At 37.0% G+C, this 18703-nt stretch carries 14 protein-coding genes and 1 tRNA gene; 6 read left to right on the top strand and 9 right to left on the bottom strand.

The features are described 5' to 3' along the window. Positions 1–84 precede the first annotated feature (84 nt). Positions 85–396: an NIL domain-containing protein gene (locus tag DBR39_RS15695; RefSeq protein WP_124534642.1), complete on the top strand. Its 312-nt coding sequence runs from the start codon at positions 85–87 to the stop codon at positions 394–396. A gap of 293 nt (positions 397–689) precedes the next feature. On the opposite strand, the gene murA is transcribed toward DBR39_RS15695, so the two are convergent. Together murA and DBR39_RS15685 are read right to left on the bottom strand one after the other, a co-directional pair. Then, the gene (gene murA / locus DBR39_RS15690; RefSeq protein WP_124534640.1) at positions 690–1997 is read right to left on the bottom strand and encodes a UDP-N-acetylglucosamine 1-carboxyvinyltransferase; all 1308 of its coding nucleotides are present in this window, start codon (positions 1995–1997) and stop codon (positions 690–692) included. Beyond that, on the bottom strand, positions 1997–2680 hold the full coding sequence (locus tag DBR39_RS15685) for a DUF4290 domain-containing protein (RefSeq protein WP_103233704.1): 684 nt from the start codon (positions 2678–2680) through the stop codon (positions 1997–1999). The genes murA and DBR39_RS15685 overlap by 1 nt, the downstream gene beginning before the upstream one ends. Positions 2681–2867: 187 nt before the next feature. Here DBR39_RS15685 and DBR39_RS15680 point away from each other — a divergent pair, with 187 nt between their 5' ends. After that, positions 2868–4307, top strand: a complete 1440-nt coding sequence (locus DBR39_RS15680) for an alpha-amylase (protein ID WP_124534638.1) — start codon at positions 2868–2870, stop codon at positions 4305–4307. A gap of 207 nt (positions 4308–4514) precedes the next feature. On the opposite strand, the gene DBR39_RS15675 is transcribed toward DBR39_RS15680, so the two are convergent. Together DBR39_RS15675 and DBR39_RS15670 are read right to left on the bottom strand one after the other, a co-directional pair. Then, positions 4515–4925, bottom strand: a complete 411-nt coding sequence (locus DBR39_RS15675; protein WP_124534635.1) for a thiol-disulfide oxidoreductase DCC family protein — start codon at positions 4923–4925, stop codon at positions 4515–4517. A 4-nt stretch (positions 4926–4929) separates the two neighbouring features. Then, positions 4930–5397, bottom strand: coding sequence for a heme-binding domain-containing protein (locus DBR39_RS15670; RefSeq protein ID WP_124534633.1), 468 nt, complete (start codon positions 5395–5397; stop codon positions 4930–4932). A 447-nt stretch (positions 5398–5844) separates the two neighbouring features. Here DBR39_RS15670 and katG point away from each other — a divergent pair, with 447 nt between their 5' ends. Together katG and DBR39_RS15660 are read left to right on the top strand one after the other, a co-directional pair. Then, complete coding sequence (gene katG, locus DBR39_RS15665) at positions 5845–8124, top strand: catalase/peroxidase HPI (RefSeq protein ID WP_124534631.1); 2280 nt, start codon at positions 5845–5847, stop codon at positions 8122–8124. A gap of 116 nt (positions 8125–8240) precedes the next feature. Then, a complete protein-coding gene (locus DBR39_RS15660; RefSeq protein ID WP_124534629.1) occupies positions 8241–9575 on the top strand; it encodes a DUF2268 domain-containing putative Zn-dependent protease in 1335 nt (444 codons plus the stop codon). 372 nt (positions 9576–9947) lie between these two features. On the opposite strand, the gene DBR39_RS15655 is transcribed toward DBR39_RS15660, so the two are convergent. Continuing rightward, positions 9948–10018, bottom strand: a tRNA-Gln gene (locus DBR39_RS15655). Positions 10019–10389: 371 nt separating this feature from the next. Here DBR39_RS15655 and der point away from each other — a divergent pair. Then, positions 10390–11700 carry a ribosome biogenesis GTPase Der gene (gene der, locus DBR39_RS15650; RefSeq protein WP_103234439.1) on the top strand — a complete coding sequence of 437 codons (1311 nt, stop codon included), beginning with the start codon at positions 10390–10392 and terminating at the stop codon, positions 11698–11700. Between the two features lie 92 nt (positions 11701–11792). Here der and DBR39_RS15645 read toward each other — a convergent pair whose 3' ends face one another. Then, entirely contained in the window at positions 11793–12275 is a 483-nt protein-coding gene (locus tag DBR39_RS15645) for a GNAT family N-acetyltransferase (protein ID WP_124534627.1), read from the bottom strand. Between the two features lie 170 nt (positions 12276–12445). Continuing rightward, positions 12446–16366 (bottom strand): Pls/PosA family non-ribosomal peptide synthetase, encoded by a 3921-nt coding sequence (locus tag DBR39_RS15640; protein ID WP_228447848.1) that lies wholly within the window; start codon positions 16364–16366, stop codon positions 12446–12448. Between the two features lie 148 nt (positions 16367–16514). Here DBR39_RS15640 and upp point away from each other — a divergent pair, with 148 nt between their 5' ends. Then, entirely contained in the window at positions 16515–17165 is a 651-nt protein-coding gene (gene upp, locus DBR39_RS15635; RefSeq protein ID WP_103234442.1) for a uracil phosphoribosyltransferase, read from the top strand. A gap of 1 nt (position 17166) precedes the next feature. Here the strand turns inward: upp and DBR39_RS15630 are convergent, their stop codons facing one another. Next, positions 17167–17853, bottom strand: a complete 687-nt coding sequence (locus tag DBR39_RS15630; protein WP_124534623.1) for an alpha/beta fold hydrolase — start codon at positions 17851–17853, stop codon at positions 17167–17169. 163 nt (positions 17854–18016) lie between these two features. Beyond that, positions 18017–18670, bottom strand: a complete 654-nt coding sequence (locus DBR39_RS15625) for a ComF family protein (protein WP_124534621.1) — start codon at positions 18668–18670, stop codon at positions 18017–18019. Positions 18671–18703: the final 33 nt, after the last annotated feature.

Raw genomic sequence — 18703 nt, 5'->3', positions numbered from 1 at the left:
CTAATATTTTTTTATATTTTTGTCACAGATTTACATGCAGAGAGCAATATGATCTGATAATGTTTAACCCAAAAATGTTTAGCGATGATTACACCTAATCCTGGCCTGCAGGTTTTACAAAACAAAATAAACCTGCCTAAAAAAGAATTGTTATTAGAAATAGAGTTGAATGGCAAAATGAAATTTGAACATTTGATGAATACCATCTATAACCAATTGGGCATCTGTCATAGAGTGTTATCAGCAAACATAGAGTATATGAACGGATATAGTTTTGGTTCAGTACAATTATATATTAATGTCAATTCAGAAGATTTCCATCAGCTTGAGATCTATCTGAATAAAAATAAACTTATCAATACGACGGTAGAATATACCTGCAGAACCTATTTTTAAGTGAGATTCATATAGTTTTAATTACTCAAAGTGTCTGGTTCTTTTACCAGGCACTTTTTATTTTATACTATAAGCAAATTAAAAAGACCGATCATGAATCGGTACAGAATTGAGGTTGCTTCAAGAGTGTCATTCTGAACACAGACCGAAAGTCTGCGAACGTAGCTCATAAATGCAGTGAAGAATCTCATATATTGGGTTGACAATAAGATTCTTCCTTCGTCAGAATGACAAAAGTCAAACAAAAAAAGCGCTCAGATTACTCTGAACGCTTCTATATTAAATAAATAATTTTAAATTCTTTCGATATCAGCACCAATGGCTTTCAGTCTTCCATCGATATTTTCGTATCCTCTGTCGATTTGTTCGATATTGTGGATAATAGATTTTCCTTCTGCAGAAAGTGCAGCAATAAGAAGTGCATTTCCAGCTCTGATATCAGGGGAAACCATGGTGGTTCCTCTTAACGGAGCTTCCTGATTCAACCCGATTACAGTAGCTCTGTGTGGATCACACAAAATAATCTGAGCTCCCATGTCAATCAATTTATCAACAAAGAATAATCTGGATTCAAACATTTTCTGATGTACCAGAATACTTCCTTTTGCCTGAGTCGCTACCACCAAAATAATAGATAATAGATCCGGCGTAAATCCTGGCCAAGGCGCATCCGAAATCGTAAGGATAGAACCGTCAATAAATTTCTGAATTTTATAATGTTCCTGAGCAGGAATGTAGATGTCGTCACCACTTTGCTCAAGCTCAATTCCTAATTTTCTGAATGTATTCGGGATTACTCCAAGCTGGTTCCAGTTTACATTTTTGATGGTGATTTCAGATTTTGTCATGGCTGCAAGACCAATCCAAGACCCGATTTCTACCATATCCGGAAGCATAGTGTGCTCAGTTCCTCTAAGGTGTTCAACACCTTCAATCGTAACAAGGTTCGACCCGATTCCTGAGATATTAGCTCCCATTCTGTTCAGCATTTTACATAATTGCTGAAGATATGGCTCACATGCCGCGTTGTAGATTCTTGTTTTTCCTTTTGCCAAAGCAGCTGCCATTACAATATTGGCAGTCCCTGTTACGGAAGCTTCTTCCAAAAGAATGAATTTTCCTCTTAATTCTTTAGCTTTTAAAGAATAAAAATATTCCTCCTCGTCATATTTGAATTCAGCACCTAATTCAACCAGTCCCTGAAAGTGAGTGTCCAATCTTCTTCTTCCGATTTTATCACCTCCCGGAGTGGGCATATATGCTTCTCCATAACGAGCCAGCATAGGCCCCATCAACATAATAGATCCACGTAATTTTGCTCCGTCCTTTTTGAACTCGTTGGATTTTACGTAATCGAAATTAACCTGATCAGCCTTGAAAGTATAATCTCCCTGTCCGTTTTTAGTAATTTTTACTCCAAAATCTCCAAGAATTTCAATCAGTCTGTTGACGTCATGAATATCAGGAATATTTTTGATTCTTACTTCTTCGTCCGTAAGGAGAACCGCACATAAAATTTGTAAAGCCTCATTCTTGGCTCCTTGTGGAGTTATTTCGCCCTGCAATCTTTTTCCTCCTCTTATCTGAAACGTTCCACTCATTACTTTCTGTTTTTATGATTGTTATTATGCCTTCTTTTATTAGGCTGGTTGCTATTGTTGTTGTTTTTATTATTGCTGTTGTTGCTGTTCCTGTTGTTGTTATTGTTATTATTTCGGTTGTTGTTATTGCTGGTGTAATAGATTTTACTTTTTTCAAGAGATTCTATTCCCGTCAGATCCAACCTGTTTTCAGACAGTTCTTTCAAGTGGCGGAAAATAACATCGTCCGTCACATGTTCTTTATTATAGACATTATAAGATTTCTTCATATTGTTGGCAATCACTTCGATAAGGGCTTCTTTTTCGTCACCCGCTTCCAGTTCGATTGCTTTTTCTATCAATTGAAGAATACTTTTTCCGTAAAACTTAAAGTCACCTTGAAGTTTTGGATATTCCATTCTTTTAGGTTTTTCTGCCAATTGTTCCATTGTAGGGAACGGATAAGGAGAATCTACGTCCAGATCATGATTAGCAAGAATAAAAAGATGGTCCCAAAGTTTATGTTTATAATTTTCCTCGTCGCGAAGTTGTGGGTTTCTCTGACCCATAAAATCGATGATTGCCATAGCCATTTCGTTCCTTTCCTCTTTGGTAGGAAGTTCTTTGCAGCGCTCAACCAACTGTTGTATTATTCTGCCATATTCCGGCATATTAAGCTGAGTTTTTTGGGTATTGTATTCCATAGTATGCAAATATATGGATTAAAAGAAAAATTGCTTCGAGAATCTGAAAAATTTATGATTTTTTAATGAAAACGTCAAATGACTTTCTTCTTGATTTATTATTAAAAATTAAAATATATCCCATTCATTGGAATTTGTTTTCAATAAAATTGTATCTTGTTTAATAGATTGATAATTAATTATTACGATGAAAAAAACACATTTTTTCCTTTCCCTACTGGCTTTAGCATTAGCGAACTCGTGCCAGAACAGTGATGAATTTATTACGGAACCTTCCAGGCAGGAAGAGGTTCATAACAAAACGGTAAATGTAACCCACCATGATGGACGGCCTTTCAGTACTGGAACCGGTTCAGCATCTGCACAGAGTAAATTTGTAGCCGGTCCCGGTGGCGGAGTGATGATGCAGGGATTTTATTGGGATGTTCCTGAAGGAGGTAACTGGTGGAATACCGTTAAAGATAAATTAACCGCCTGGTCCAATGCAGGAATTGGTGCGGTATGGCTTCCTCCGGCTTCAAAAGCACAAAACGGAGCCTACTCAATGGGTTATGATCCTACAGATTATTATGATTTCGGAAATTTTAATCAAAATGGAAGCACCGAAACTCGTTTCGGATCAAGAACCGAACTGGAAGCATTGATTACCAAGGCGCACTCAGAAAATATGCAGGTGTATGCAGATATTGTGATCAATCACAACAGTGGCGGTCAATCGGAAGCCAATCCTTTTACAGGAACCAATACGTGGACTGATTTTTCAGGAGTTGCTTCTGGAAAATTCCAGAGAAACTACAATGATTTTTATAAAAATGCCTACGGAAACAATGATGAAGGTGCTTTTGGAGGCTTTCCGGATATGTGCCACTCCAATCCACATGTTCAGGACTGGCTTTGGGGAAGAGATGATTCTGTCGCCAAATATTATAAAAATGTGATGAAATTTGACGGATGGAGATTCGATTATGTTAAAGGTTTTGGTCCTTGGGTGGTCAATACCTGGAATTCAAAAGTAGGAGGGTTTTCTGTCGGAGAATTATGGGATTCTAATGTCAATACGCTGGAGTGGTGGGCGAATAATGCCAACAGTTCCGTTTTTGATTTTGCAGCCTACTATAAAATGGATGAAGCTTTTGATAACGGAAATTTAAATGCTTTGAATGATGATATGATGTGGAAAAGAAACCCATACAAAGCAGTCACTTTTGTAGCCAATCACGACACGGATATTATTAACAATAAAATGCCGGCCTATGCTTATATCTTAACACACGAAGGGTATCCTACCATTTTTTATAGAGATTATGAAGAATGGCTGAATAAAGAAAGATTGAACAACCTGATCTGGATTCATAATAATAAAGCCACCGGAACCACTTCTATTTTATATACCGATAACGATGAATATATTGCAAGACGTAACGGATACAACGGCAATCCCGGGTTAGTTGTTTATATTAATACGTCATCAAGCTGGCAGGAAAGATGGGTGGAAACCAATTGGAGCAGTCAGCAGATCAAAGACTTTACAGGAAGTTCAGGCTGGTATCCGACAACACAAGGCGATAAATGGGTGAAAATCCAATGTGCGCCAAATTCTTATTCTGTTTGGTCACTGAATTTATAAGCAATGAGCAATCAATGATGAGCCATGAGTGAATTGAAAAATAAAACATATCATAAGCTCTAATTTGTTCATTGATGCATCAATTTTATCATTCCGTAGGAATTCACACAAGGCCTTTTTAAAGCTAAGTTAGTTGAGCTTCCTACGGGATGATATTTTATACGAGATTATTGATAGTAAGGAAATCCTTCTTCGAAACAAAGAAAATTATACCTGAATAAACTTTTTCTTCTGATGCTGATCTGGCAAATAACATTTCTGATTAGCCAGTTTCATTCTGTTTCTGGAAACCACATCATATACTTTATCACTTAGAAATCGGGGGATAATTTTTCCAATAAATGAAAGTGAATATACACCTCCCAACAAGTTAGCGATTTCCAGTATAGCTCTTGATTTGATCTGATAATATCTGCCGGGTTTCCATAGATACATTGTATTGAATACATTTGTTTCCAATCCTCTTTCAGATAAAAACTGCTGCCCGAAGTCAGATTGAAGGGACGCAAACATGAATTTATCTTTCTTATCTCTCTCCAAAATCCACTGCACCCAGAAATTACAGACTCCGCAATCTCCATCAAAAAATACAATATGTTTATTTTCCCAGTTTTCCACGACTTTATTTATTAAACATGATTCCTCTTTCAGTATCTTCTTTTACTTTTTTGAAATATTGAATAAGAGCTGTACGCTGTTCATCTGATAACTTGGCGTTCTGATGCCCCAGATAATAAGACTCAAGCGGCATTTCTTTTTTTTCAACCATTTCTATACATTCTTCCAGTTTATGAAGCTGTCTTTGAGGTTCATATACTGCAAAGGTAGAAAAATTAAGATGTTTCCTTCCTTCATTGATATGATTTTTTACCCACCATGAAGCTGGGGAAATATTGGCATACCATGGATATGTTGTTTCATTGGAATGACAGTCGTAGCATGAAGTCCTGATGATACGGGCAATTTTGTCCGGAGTATTTTTAATTTTCAGAAAATCCATACCGGGCGTAGGAGGCGGATTCGTCTTATCAATGGGGAAAAACTGAATAAGGATAAAGGCAACGAGAATGATAACGATTATTTTTTTCATAGCAGATGTTCATGTTGGTCATGATAAAGGTAGCTAAATTATTTTTTAATGCAGATTGATTTGAAGAGAGTGGATTCTACAGAAGGAAGCTCCGGAAATCATATTCTTTTACTAATTTGTATGCAAATTGCTAAGCTGTTTTTTCGGCTATCAATAAACTTTTATTTTCCAGTTTTGGTCTTCTCTTTTTCATTAATGCTTACGTTGAGTAATTCTAAATTGAGCTGTATACTGCTGTTTTTATTTAAGTTAATCTAAAAAATTACTAATTTAATACCACAATTATGTCTTGGTTTTCATGAGGTAGGAAATATTTATTTATAGTTTTTAACTATCGTTGAAATAAAAATTAATAGATTGTATTTATCAGTCAAACGTTGTAGGTTTGTCATGTTCTTACAATAAGGAATCTAAACTGTATTAATCAATATAATAAAATAAACGACAATGGAAAAAGATTTGAATGACATCAGTAAATGCCCGTTTCACAACGGAACAATGAAGAAGAATGTAGCAGGGGGCGGTACCCAGAATTCTGACTGGTGGCCTGATCAGCTTAGAGTAGATCTTCTGCGCCAGCATTCTTCCCTTTCTGACCCTATGGATAAGGATTTTGACTATGCGAAAGCATTTGAAAGCCTGGATCTGGAAGCGGTAAAACAAGACCTTCATGCATTGATGACAGATTCACAGGATTGGTGGCCGGCAGATTTTGGTCATTACGGACCTCTTTTTATTCGTATGGCCTGGCACAGCGCAGGAACTTATCGTGTAGGAGACGGTAGAGGAGGAGCAGGAGCTGGACAGCAGCGTTTTGCGCCTTTAAACAGCTGGCCGGATAACGTAAGCCTTGATAAAGCAAGAAGGTTGTTATGGCCAATCAAGCAAAAATATGGTAGAAATATTTCCTGGGCAGACCTTTTGATTCTTACCGGAAACATTGCTTTAGAATCGATGGGCTTTAAAACATTCGGATTTGCAGGAGGCCGTGCAGATGTTTGGGAACCGGATTCCGATATATATTGGGGATCAGAAAAAACATGGCTGGGAGGTGATATTCGTTATGCTCATGGTTCAGAAGGAGTAGTTGAAGGACATTCAGCTGTTCTCCCTACAGATGATAATGCAGACGGAGATATTCATTCAAGAAACCTTGAAAATCCATTGGCCGCTGTACAGATGGGACTTATTTATGTAAATCCTGAAGGTCCGGACGGAAATCCTGATCCGATTGCAGCTGCTAAAGATATCCGTGATACTTTCGGCCGTATGGCAATGAATGATGAAGAAACTGTAGCTTTGATTGCCGGAGGACATACTTTTGGTAAAACTCACGGGGCTGGTCCTGCAGATCATGTAGGTAAAGAACCTGAAGGAGCAGGAATTGAGCAACAAGGACTTGGATGGACAAGTACATATAAATCAGGAAGTGGAAGAGATGCTATTTCCAGTGGTCTGGAGGTGACATGGACAGAAACTCCAACTCAATGGAGCAATTATTTCTTTAAAAACCTTTTTGAAAATGAGTGGGAACTGACAAAAAGCCCTGCCGGAGCTCATCAATGGGTAGCAAAGGATGGAGCAGATATCATTCCTGATGCATTTGATTCTTCTAAAAAACATAAGCCAACAATGCTTACAACAGACCTTTCATTGAGACTGGATCCTGTTTACGAAAAAATATCAAGACACTTTTACGAAAATCCTGATGCGTTTGCGGATGCTTTTGCAAGAGCATGGTTTAAACTGACGCACAGAGATATGGGACCACGTGCCCGTTACTTAGGACCAGATGTACCACAGGAAGAACTGATCTGGCAGGATCCTATTCCAGAAGTAAATCATGAGTTGGTTGACGGAAATGATGTGGAAGGGTTGAAATCAAAAGTTTTAAATTCTGGATTAAATAATTCTGAGCTTATATCTACAGCATGGGCATCTGCTTCTACGTTTAGAGGAAGTGATAAGCGTGGTGGTGCCAACGGTGCCAGAATCAGGCTGGAGCCTCAAAGAAATTGGGAAGTGAATAACCCTGCACAACTGAATAAAGTATTAAGTGTGTTGGAAGGAATTCAAAAAGAATTCAACGATTCTCAGAGTGGAGGTAAGAAAATATCATTAGCCGATCTGATTGTTTTGGCAGGTAATGCCGCTGTAGAAGTGGCAGCAAGAAATGCGGGTCAGGAAGTAAAAGTTCCTTTTGCACCGGGAAGAATGGATGCTTCTCAGGAACAAACCGATGTGGAATCTATGGGATATCTTGAACCGGCAGCTGATGGATTCCGTAATTATCTGAAAAGAAAATATACGGTCTCTACAGAATCTTTATTGATCGATAAAGCACAGTTATTAACGCTTACTTCTCCTGAGCTTAGTGTATTAATAGGAGGAATGCGTGCTTTGGATACGAACTTTGACGGTTCTAAACATGGTGTATTCACCAGCCGTCCGGGAGTTCTTACCAATGATTTCTTCGTAAACCTGTTGGATATGGGAACGCAGTGGAAAGCAATGTCAGACGATAAAGAATTATATATGGGAAGCGACCGCTCAACAGGTCAGCCAAAATGGACAGCAACCCGTGCTGATCTTGTTTTCGGATCCAATTCTGAATTGAGAGCGATTGCAGAAGTATATGGAAGCGCCGATGCACAAGGAAAGTTTGTGAATGACTTTGTGGCAGCTTGGACGAAGGTGATGAATCTGGATAGGTTTGATCTGGTCTAATACATAAAAATGAAAATAGGGAAAGGCAGCATTTATTGCTGCCTTTTTTTGTATATCATTATTTCTAATGTAATAAAATTTGTTTTAAAGTTGTCTAATTAATAGACAAATAACTTATGAAACAATTACTTTTATTTCTTTTTTTAGGACTTTCTTTCTTTTCCTTTGGACAAACTTTAGAGATTGGAAAATCTAATTCCAAACTCCCTTTTGATGGGAGTATTGACGTAAGTTATACAATACAGCTGAAAAAAGGCAGTACCTATCTTTTTACAGTTCATCAAAACCAGATTGATGTTGAAATGATTCTTCTCGATTCTGCAAAAAAACGGGTTGCTTACACTGATTTAGCGGATGGAAATAATGGTTATGATAAAATTGATTTTTTTTCAGATAAAGATGATCGCTACCAATTGATAATCCGTTCAGTTGAAAAACAAAAAAAAGCTGATGGCTCCATTGAAATATTCACTAAAAAAATAAGTCAAAAAGAAATTGATAGACGTAAGAAGATTGCGGAAGAGCTTAAGCAGGAAAATATAAAACAAATTACAACAAGTGATATCACCCGTTTTTGGGAAGCATATGACAGGTTATCTTTGGCTAAAACCAATCAGGACAGTATTAATATTATTCAGACAGTCTATCTGGATCGTGCGACGGATGGACTTAAAGAGTTTCAGAAGGCAAGATATTTTGCAGCTGAGCTTTTTGTGGAGAGAATTGGGAAATACAAGAGATTCTACCAAAGTGTAAGAGAGAATACAAAACTACCTTTACAAATGGGAGAAAAATTGTCTTCTGTGCTTGAGAATTTTAAGAGAAAATATCCAAACGCTACTCCTGCCAAAATTTGTTTTGTCGTAGGCCCCATGTCTACAGGAGGCACTATTTCTAATCATTATCTTTTATTAGGAACCGAGATGATTGCGGGAAGTAAAGATTGTGATGTTTCCGAAATTACCAATGAAAATCTAAAAACAGATATCCTGTCCAGAACATCTTCTGCTGAAGTGAATGATTTCATTGTAGAAACAGCAGTTCATGAATATGTTCATACTCAACAGAAAAAGATGGTGAAAAATGCATGTGATTGCCCATTGTTGGAAAATGTTATCAAAGAAGGAGTGGCTTCTTATATTTCGGAAAAATTATTATTGCAGAAAAAGGAAAATAAAAGTCGCGCTTATTCTTTTGTCAAGGAAAATGAAAAAAAACTTTGGAAAGAGCTGAAAGCAGAATTGTGTACAAAAGATTTCAGCAAATGGCTCTTCAATGCAGCTAGTAGTAAAGACCGCCCCGGAGATCTTGGATACCGTATGGGATACCAGATAGCAGAAAGTTATTATGAAAATGCAGAAGATAAAGATGCCGCTCTTAAAGAAATGATAGAAATGGATAATGCGTTATTATTTCTTAATAAGAGTAAATATGATGTGAAAATGAGATAACTATGAGGTTTCATGTTTTTCGAAGGAAAGATGAAGTAGTGATGTACAAAGGAAATTTGGCAGGTTTGATTTAGCTTGAAAAATCATTTCATTATAACAAAAAGAAGGCGGTAATGCTGTCTTTTTTGTTACAAAGATTGTCCCGTCCTGAAGATTCATATTATATACAATTCAAAAGAAACACCAGCCCAAAAAATTATACGTTTAGAGATAGAATTTACAGATGAGAAGCTAAAGAATAAATTTGTCAATAACATAATTGATATCTCAGATAAGCAATATGGTACCTAAATCAAAAAAATAGTATTGCTCGCTTTACAATTTCATCATAAATATAAAAAACAAAAACCATCCTTAAAAAAGGATGGTTTGTAGACCCACAGGGATTCGAACCCCGACTGACGGTACCAAAAACCGGAGTGCTACCGTTACACTATAGGTCTGTTTCTATGCTGCGAAATTATAGAATTTATTTTAAATATGAAAATCAAAATTAAAGATTAATTAACATAATAGAGGAGTAATTGCTTTACTTATTGATTGCCAAATCATTATTTTTCAATAAAAAAATCAAAAAAACTACTTTCATCGTAAAATAGCAGAGTTGTGGATATTGTTTATCCCATTTTAATTGAAAACAGTTTCATAGATTATCCTTTGTATAGTTGCTTTGAGAGTCTTTTCCCAGCTAATGCTCTTAAAACTATAGTTAAATAATAAAATCTTATCTTTGCAAAAAATTGGGCTCCAAAAGTTGGAGTAACCCATTAATAACATATCCTGAGCATAGCAAAAGGATTATTAAACATTTTTTATGTCAAATATTGTTGCAATCGTTGGACGTCCTAACGTAGGAAAATCCACGCTTTTTAACCGTTTATTAGAAAGAAGAGAAGCCATTGTAGATTCTACAGCCGGTGTTACCAGAGACCGTCACTACGGAAAATCTGACTGGAATGGAGTAGACTTTACTGTAATTGATACAGGAGGTTATGATGTAGGTACAGATGATATCTTTGAAGAAGAAATCCGTAAGCAGGTACAATTGGCAATTGATGAAGCAACTTCCATTATCTTTATGATGAATGTTGAGGAAGGGCTTACTGATACAGATTACGAAATTTACAGACTTCTTAGAAGATCCAACAAACCTATTTATATCGTTATTAACAAAGTAGATTCTTCTAAAGAAGAACTTCCAGCAACAGAATTTTATCAGTTAGGAATAGATAAATATTATACACTTTCTTCTGCTACCGGTTCAGGAACAGGAGATCTGTTAGATGATATCGTTAAAGATTTCCCGACTACAGAATATAAAGACCCTTTTGAAGGATTGCCTAAAATTACTATTGCAGGTCGTCCAAACGTAGGAAAGTCTACCATGACCAATGCTTTATTGGATGTTGAAAGAAATATTGTAACCGATATTGCAGGAACTACAAGAGACAGTATCCAGACTTTATACAATAAATTCGGACACGAGTTTGTATTGGTAGATACAGCAGGGATGAGAAGAAAGTCTAAAGTAAATGAAGACTTAGAATTCTATTCTGTAATGAGATCTATCCGTTCTATTGAATATTCTGACGTAGTTATCATTATGGTGGATGCTACCCAGGGATGGGAGTCTCAGGATATGAACATCTTCGGATTGGCTCAGAAAAACAGAAAAGGAATTGTAATCCTTGTTAATAAATGGGATTTGATCGAAGACAAGCAGACCAATACGATACGTGATTTCGAAAAATCAATCAAAGATAAAATCGGTCAGTTCCAGGATATTCCAATCTTGTTCGTTTCAGCTTTAACGAAGCAGAGAATCTTAAAAGCTGTAGAACTGGCAATGGAGGTCTATGAAGACCGTAAGAAGAAGATCAAAACTTCAAAATTGAATGAAGTAATGCTTCCGATCTTCGAGCAGACACCACCACCAGCATTGAAAGGAAAATATATTAAAATCAAATATTGTGTACAGCTTCCTACGCCGTCACCACAGTTTGTATTCTTCTGTAACCTTCCGCAGTATGTGAAGGAACCATATAAAAGATTTACTGAAAATCAGTTGAGAAAAGAATTCGGATTTACCGGAGTTCCGATTGAAGTATATTTCAGACAAAAATAATAAGAACAATGTTCACAAAGAAATCCGGTAAGCTTGCTTACCGGATTTCTTATTTTAACCTAAATTTATAGGAGAATAATTTCTTTTCTAGCTTACATCCATTTTTCATAGACCAATCTTACAGGCTGGTAACCTTGGGAAGAAAGCCAGCTTTGCATGGTATCATTGGTACAAAGCGTATAACGGTATATTTTCCGGATTTTATAGCCTTTATATTCTTCTTCAAATGCTTTATTGAGAGCAGAGTAGATTCCCTGCTTCCTAAACTCTTTTTTCACATATCCTTCAGAAACATATAAATCATCTCCTTCTCCAAGTTCGAAATTACTGTCGTCTCTCTCTTCAATATATCCAAAAAGAAAACCTATAGCGTTGCCATCAATTTCTGCAATAAGAAAAGTGCCCTCATTTTCTTCCTCACATTCTGACATGAAACGGAGATAGCTTTCCCGGATCTGGCTCCAGTCGGCAGTTTTATCATTCATTGTTTTTTCCGAAATATGAAGCTCACCTACCAATTCATCTACAATAGGAAGGTTTTCATTGATTTTTATTTTTCTGATGGAATAATTCATAATGATGTTTTTTTATTTGTTGGAAGCAGGAAGAGGGGAGTTGGAAGTTTCTATTGCGTAATGATATAATCCTTGTTATTGATGTATAAAACAAGTTTAATTGGAAAGATATGTATTCCTTTTCTGAATTTTAATCACTTCCATCATCCGGCCTCCATCTTCCTGCATAATTACTTTCCTCTCAACGGACTTCCATACCACGATGTGTTATCGGAAAGAACTTCTCCTTTCATAACCAGAGAAAGAGGATCTATGTTGACATTATTTCCAATCTCACTATCATATAAAATAATTGTTCTTGAATTGATCGTTGTCTGGCTTCCAATTTTTACACTCCCTATTTTCATGATTCTGTCTTCAAAGAGATGGGTTTGAGGACCGCAGTCTTCGTTCAGCATTGTTTCATCTCCGATAGATACCATATCAAATTCTGTAATGTCAGTCGTATTAAGCCAAACTCTTTTTCCGATTTTTACTCCCAGAAACCTCATAAAGAACGGCAGCCAGAATGTACCCCGCAGAAAATCAAGAAAAAACTGTACAGGAAGTGCCTCATAAATGGTAGTGATTCCTTCGCTCAGCCATACTTGCATACTGTACATTGGCATTTCGGTTTTCTTATACTTTCCAACCAATATCCACTTCAGTAATACAGTGAAGAAAAATGAAGGTAATGCAACAATACCCAAATAATAAAACGGAGCCAGCAAAAGAAGATAATGAATATTTCCTTCCAGATAGGTACTGGTATACGCAATGAATAATACACTGCAAATGATGACTATAGTCTGTGGAAGAATAATCCTGATCCCTTCTACAATAGCTCTGGCAAGCTTTAGGCGGAATGGCGGATTGTAAGTGAGATTATCCTGGAATACCTCAGATTTTTGTCGGGAAGGAAGACCTATTGGAGGAGATCCGAACCAGTCTTTCTCAGTGGAATTTTTCAACTGTTCTTCAGAAGGAGCTTTACTCAGAACACCAATCAGCATATTATTTCCAAGCTTATATCCCTGCGGTATCAGTCCGCTGTTTCCTACAAAGCTGTTGCTTCCTATGGTTGTTTTTGATAAAATTAATTTTTCATTTCTTACATCATGTTCTCCAAGAATCACAGCATCCGCAATAAAGGAACCTTCTCCAATCTCTAGAAGATGGTGAGAAACATCACTGGCGGTCGATATTTCTGCATTTTTCCCTACTTTGGCACCCATCATTCTATAAAATTTACTGATATAAATGGATGCAAAAAGTGGATGCACTATAATAAGAGACAGATTGAAAATCTGGTCCTTTATCCATTTTTTATAATACATAAAACTGTACACGGGATAGATTCCCGGTTTCATATTGTATTGTAAAATTCTGGTCAGTATACTTACCACTCCAATAAACAATAAAATATACACGGTAGAAAGTATCGGAGCCTGCCATAAATAATAAAAATTATAATCGGCTGAACGGTCATCCAGATAATATAGGGTATAAAGAGTAGGAGCTAAAGGCAAAACAATAAGAAGAGGAAAGAAAAATAAAGAGCATGCATACATCAATGCAAACCGATTTCTCTTTCTTGCTGACGCCAGTTTTGGAACTTCAACTTCTTCACCTGATTTTACTCTTACTTTTTCAGCAGGACTCCCGTTCCAGACTTCTCCAAATCCAATTCTTCCACCTTCATTAAGACAGCTTAAATCCTGAAGTTCTCCAAATTCTTCAATAACTGTATCTCCACACACAATAACAGAAGAACCAAGGTAAGCATGCGCTTTAATATGTACTTTTCTTATTCTTAAGATACCATTTTCAACAGAAGCATTATCAATACTACAGCCGGAACTGGTATTCACATTTTCATCAATCGTTACAAGATCTTCTGCAGAGATAGGAAGCAGGCTCAATTGAGCACTTGGATGCACCTTTACCCCAAGCAATTTTAAATATTTCGGATATAAAGGAGTTTCTACAATAAACTCAGAAGGCAGTAACCTTTTAATTGTTTTCCATAACCACCATCTGAAATAATACCAGCCCCAAAGCGGATAGTCTCCTTCTTTTATTTTTCCTATCACCAGCCATTTGGTAAAAACAATAATGATGGAATAGACTGGTGGAATCAACGTATACAGTAAAACGGCACTCAATAAAGCGTAATGCAGTCCGTATCCATTAATCTGAAAATAATAATAGCTTAAATATGGGAAAAAGATCTGAATACTTAATAAAGCGAATACAACCAGTAAGCTGATCGTCTGGGCAATACTACAGGCAATATACTGAAACGTTGAAACCCTGTGAAAAGGCTCCTGATGAGACGCAGCCTGAGCATGTTTATTTTTGAGACATTCAGAATAGGCTGACAAAGGGCGGTTCTCATAGATTTCCTTTAATGAAGCAGTAGGAATTCCCGCCTTTTGACGAAGGTGGGAAACTAAGGTAGCTGCCAGCAGGGAATGTCCACCCAGATCAGTAAAAAAATCCTGACTCAGGTTAATTTCTTTTCCTGGAAATACCCATTTCAGAGTTTGAATAAGTTTTTCCTCTACAGGAGCTTCAGAATCAATGTTGATATCTTCATTTTTCTCATGGCTGGTGAAACTTTCAGGAATGGGAAGTCGTTTTCTGTCGATTTTACCACTTGGCATCCTCGGCATTTCTTTCAGCAGAACAATAGAAATCGGAACCATATAAGGAGCCAGAAACTTGGCCAGTTCCTTCCGCATTTCATTTTCATCAAAAGAAGACTCATTGTTCATCACGACATATCCTACAAGCTGTCCCTGTTCGTTGGAGTCTTCTTTTACCGCTACGGCAGCGGAAGAAACATCACGAAGCTGGTTCAGCCGGGATTCTATTTCACCAAGCTCAATTCTGTAGCCGCGTAATTTGATCTGATCGTCTATTCTTCCCTGGAAATCGATGAAACCATCTTCACGTATAATAACAGCATCTCCGGTTTTGTAAATTTTGTCTCCCGGAAGTTCTTCCGGAAATGGATTAGATAAAAATTTCTGTTCGGTGAGTTCAGGAAGATTAAAATATCCGTTACTTACCCCGGGACCGGAAATAACCATTTCGCCACGCTCTCCACGCGCCACGATATTCATATTTTCGTCAATCACGGCAACATGATAATTGGGAAGAGGAGGTCCTATTGTCAACTCTTGTTGACTATTCAGTTGAGCCATGTTGGAGGAAACCGTTGTTTCCGTAGGTCCATAGCTGTTGATAAATGCTCTGTAAGGTTTAGCCCATTTTTCCTGTACCTGTTTTGTACAGGCTTCACCTCCTGTATTGATCAGTCTGATAGCAGGAACTTCATCAATAATGGCTAAAATACTGGGAACTGCATGAAGTACCGTAATTTTATTTTTGATTAAAACATCGCTGAGTTCGTCAATCGCTTTTACAGTAGTGGCATCAGCAATCCATATAGTAGCCCCGGCAAAGAGACTGATCCATACTTCCTCGCACCACATGTCAAAAGAAACAGAGAACCCCTGGTACACAATATCAGTGTCGTTTATTCCTATAAAATCCTGTTCAGAACGGATCAGATGACAGATATTCCGGTGTGAAATGGGAATTCCTTTAGGGTTTCCGGTACTTCCGGAAGTGAATAATACATAGGCCCAATTGTCCGGTGTGTAGTCCGAAATAGTTGAAGAAACAGGGATTGGAGGCTGAGGAACAATTTCTAAAGGCTTACAGTGAATATGAGCATCAGTATCAGAAAAATAAGTCTTAACATTGATGTCTGTAAAAACTTTTTTTATTCTATCCTCTGGCATTTCCCGGTCTAAAGGAATGTATGCGGCACCAGCTTTCAAAATTCCAAGTATGGCTACAGGAAGCTCAAGACTTCTGGGATACCATACTCCTACACGATCACCGGGCTGTACTCCCTGATCTTGCAGTTGAAGGGCAATGGCATTGCTCCAGCTGTCTAGTTCAGCATAGGATAATTTTTTATCTTTAAATATAAAGGCTGTTTTATCTTTATATTTTTCAAAGGTGGGAACCAGTAATTCAGGCAGAGTTTCTTCTTTGATAAACTCGGGGCTGATCTTTCCTAAAATAAGGCTTTTCATCATTTAAAAATTACAATATAGTATGGAGGGAATATTTTGTTAAATATACTTGATTTCTCCTCAGGCTCAATCTTTCAATTCGTTTTTTAGTTGTAATTTTGCAAGAATTAATATCAATTAACTGAAATTAAAAAAAAATAAAATTTTCATGCTTACTATTTTATCGCAAAACTTTTCTCTTGTCAACGAATGGATCAACGAACTTAGAAACGTTGACATTCAGCATGACCGAATGAGATTCAGAAGGAATATGGAAAGAATCGGAGAGATTGCCGCTTTTGAAATCAGTAAAGGACTGGAGTATAAAGATGTTGAAATTCAAACGCCCTTAGATACAATAAAAAGTAGAGAAATTGCTGTACAGCCGGTTATTACAACTATTTTACGAGCGGGAGTTCCATTGTTTGAAGGAATTCTGAATTACCTGGACAGAGCAGACTGTGGTTTTGTAGCAGCATACAGAAAACATGATGCTAACGATTATTTCTCAATCAAACAGGATTATCTTACGTGCCCAAGTATCGAAGGAAGACCTCTGATCGTGGCAGATCCTATGCTGGCAACAGGTGCTTCTTTAATTGAAGCGATTAAAGATTTGCTGACCAATGGAAATCCAACTCAGCTTCATATTGTGGCAGCCATTGCATCAAGACAAGGGGTTGAGACTATTCAGAATGCCTATCCTGAAGCTCACATCTGGGTAGGAGCCATCGATGAACAGTTAACATCTAAAGGTTATATTACGCCTGGACTGGGAGATGCCGGAGATCTTAGCTACGGAGAAAAACTTCAGAGATAATTTAAGAAAGATTCCAAAAGTCTTTTATTAAATTCAAAAATAAATCAGGTCGTACTTTATCCATAGGATGCTTTGTATCCGGGAGTACGGCCAATTTTGCATTAGGAAGACTTTTGTAAACCCTTGTGCTCTCTTCAATAGTTACCATATTATCTTTGTCTCCTACCATAATTTGAACAGGAACATTAATAGTAGTCAAATTATTTTCTAAAGGAGGATTTTTACCTAAATCAATCATTAAATCAGCAATAGCCGGAAGAAGTTGCTTCCATTTTGATCCGTGCTGAGATTCTAAAAGTTGAGCATACTGCGGAATTTTTTCAAGAATAACATCAGGATTAAGCATCTTGCTTTCTTTTAAAGCCTGCTCTTCAGTCCAGTCGAATTTCGTTCCCAGCGTTACAATAGAATTTACATTTTCAGGAGCTTTCATTGCGTAACAAAGTGCTGCATAACCTCCCATACTGTGCCCGAAGATGGAAACATCTGTCAAATTATTCACTTCACAATATTCAGATAATTCCTGAGTATACTTTTCAATACTTATGCCTTCTGTAGGAAGTTCTATGTTTCCGTGTCCTGAAAATAAAGGAGTATGTACGGTAAAATATGGTGACAGAGTGCTCAGATAAGGCGTGAAAATATCGCTGTGACCTAAAGCTCCGTGTAATAAAATCAGATTGGGCATAGTGGTTTAGTTTCCGGAAAATTAGGAAAAAGAATTGAATAAGGAAAATAGATTGGGTAGGAGTGTGGGAGGGTTTGAGAGTCTGAGAGTTCTAGAGTTTGAAAATATTTTTGAATATAATCCACTCACCACGTACCCCGAAACTCACATCTCGCACTTCACATCAAACATCCAGCGCCATTACTAAAACACTTACCTTGTTATTCCCTGCATTTAAAATCTCCCATGCAATAGATGAAACCGTATTTCCTGTGGTAAAAACATCATCAATCAAAAGAATATGCTTTTCGGTAACAGGCTGGGTTACGGAAAATGTATTGACAGCCTCCAGTCTGTGTTTCTTATCCTTTAATGCTTGTGCCTTTGAATAATGATTTCTCTTGATTAATTGATGATCAAAAGGGATTTTATAAAACTCAGATAAAGTCTCTGTGAATAAATGAAGCTGATTGTAGCCCCGTTCTTTCAATTTCTTGGGATGAAGAGGCACACTTACCAAAAGATCAGGTTTTTCGTCCTTAAAATCTAACCGTTCAGTAGTCCAGTCTGCAAGAATCTTTCCTGTTTTTTTCCGGCTTCTGTATTTCAGTTCATGAATAATCTGCCGGCTTAGGCTTTCCTCTTCAAATTGTATCAGAGCAAAGGTATTCTCAACAGGGAAAAGTAATCTGCATTTTTCTTTAATCGGATTATTTTCAAAATAATCATAATGTGTAAAATGAATCTGGCTAAAACAGAGATCACATACCAAAAATTCAGAGCCGATGATTGTGTTGCAGTGAACGCAACGATTGGGAAATAACAAGTTTAATATCATGATTGTGTTTTGTACTAAAGATATAAAATAATA

Origin of the sequence: Chryseobacterium sp. KBW03, assembly GCF_003852415.1 — a bacterium.
GTDB lineage: Bacteria > Bacteroidota > Bacteroidia > Flavobacteriales > Weeksellaceae > Chryseobacterium > Chryseobacterium viscerum.
The sequence above is the reverse complement of the archived record's forward strand: the minus strand, read 5'-3'. Positions and strand labels throughout refer to the sequence as shown.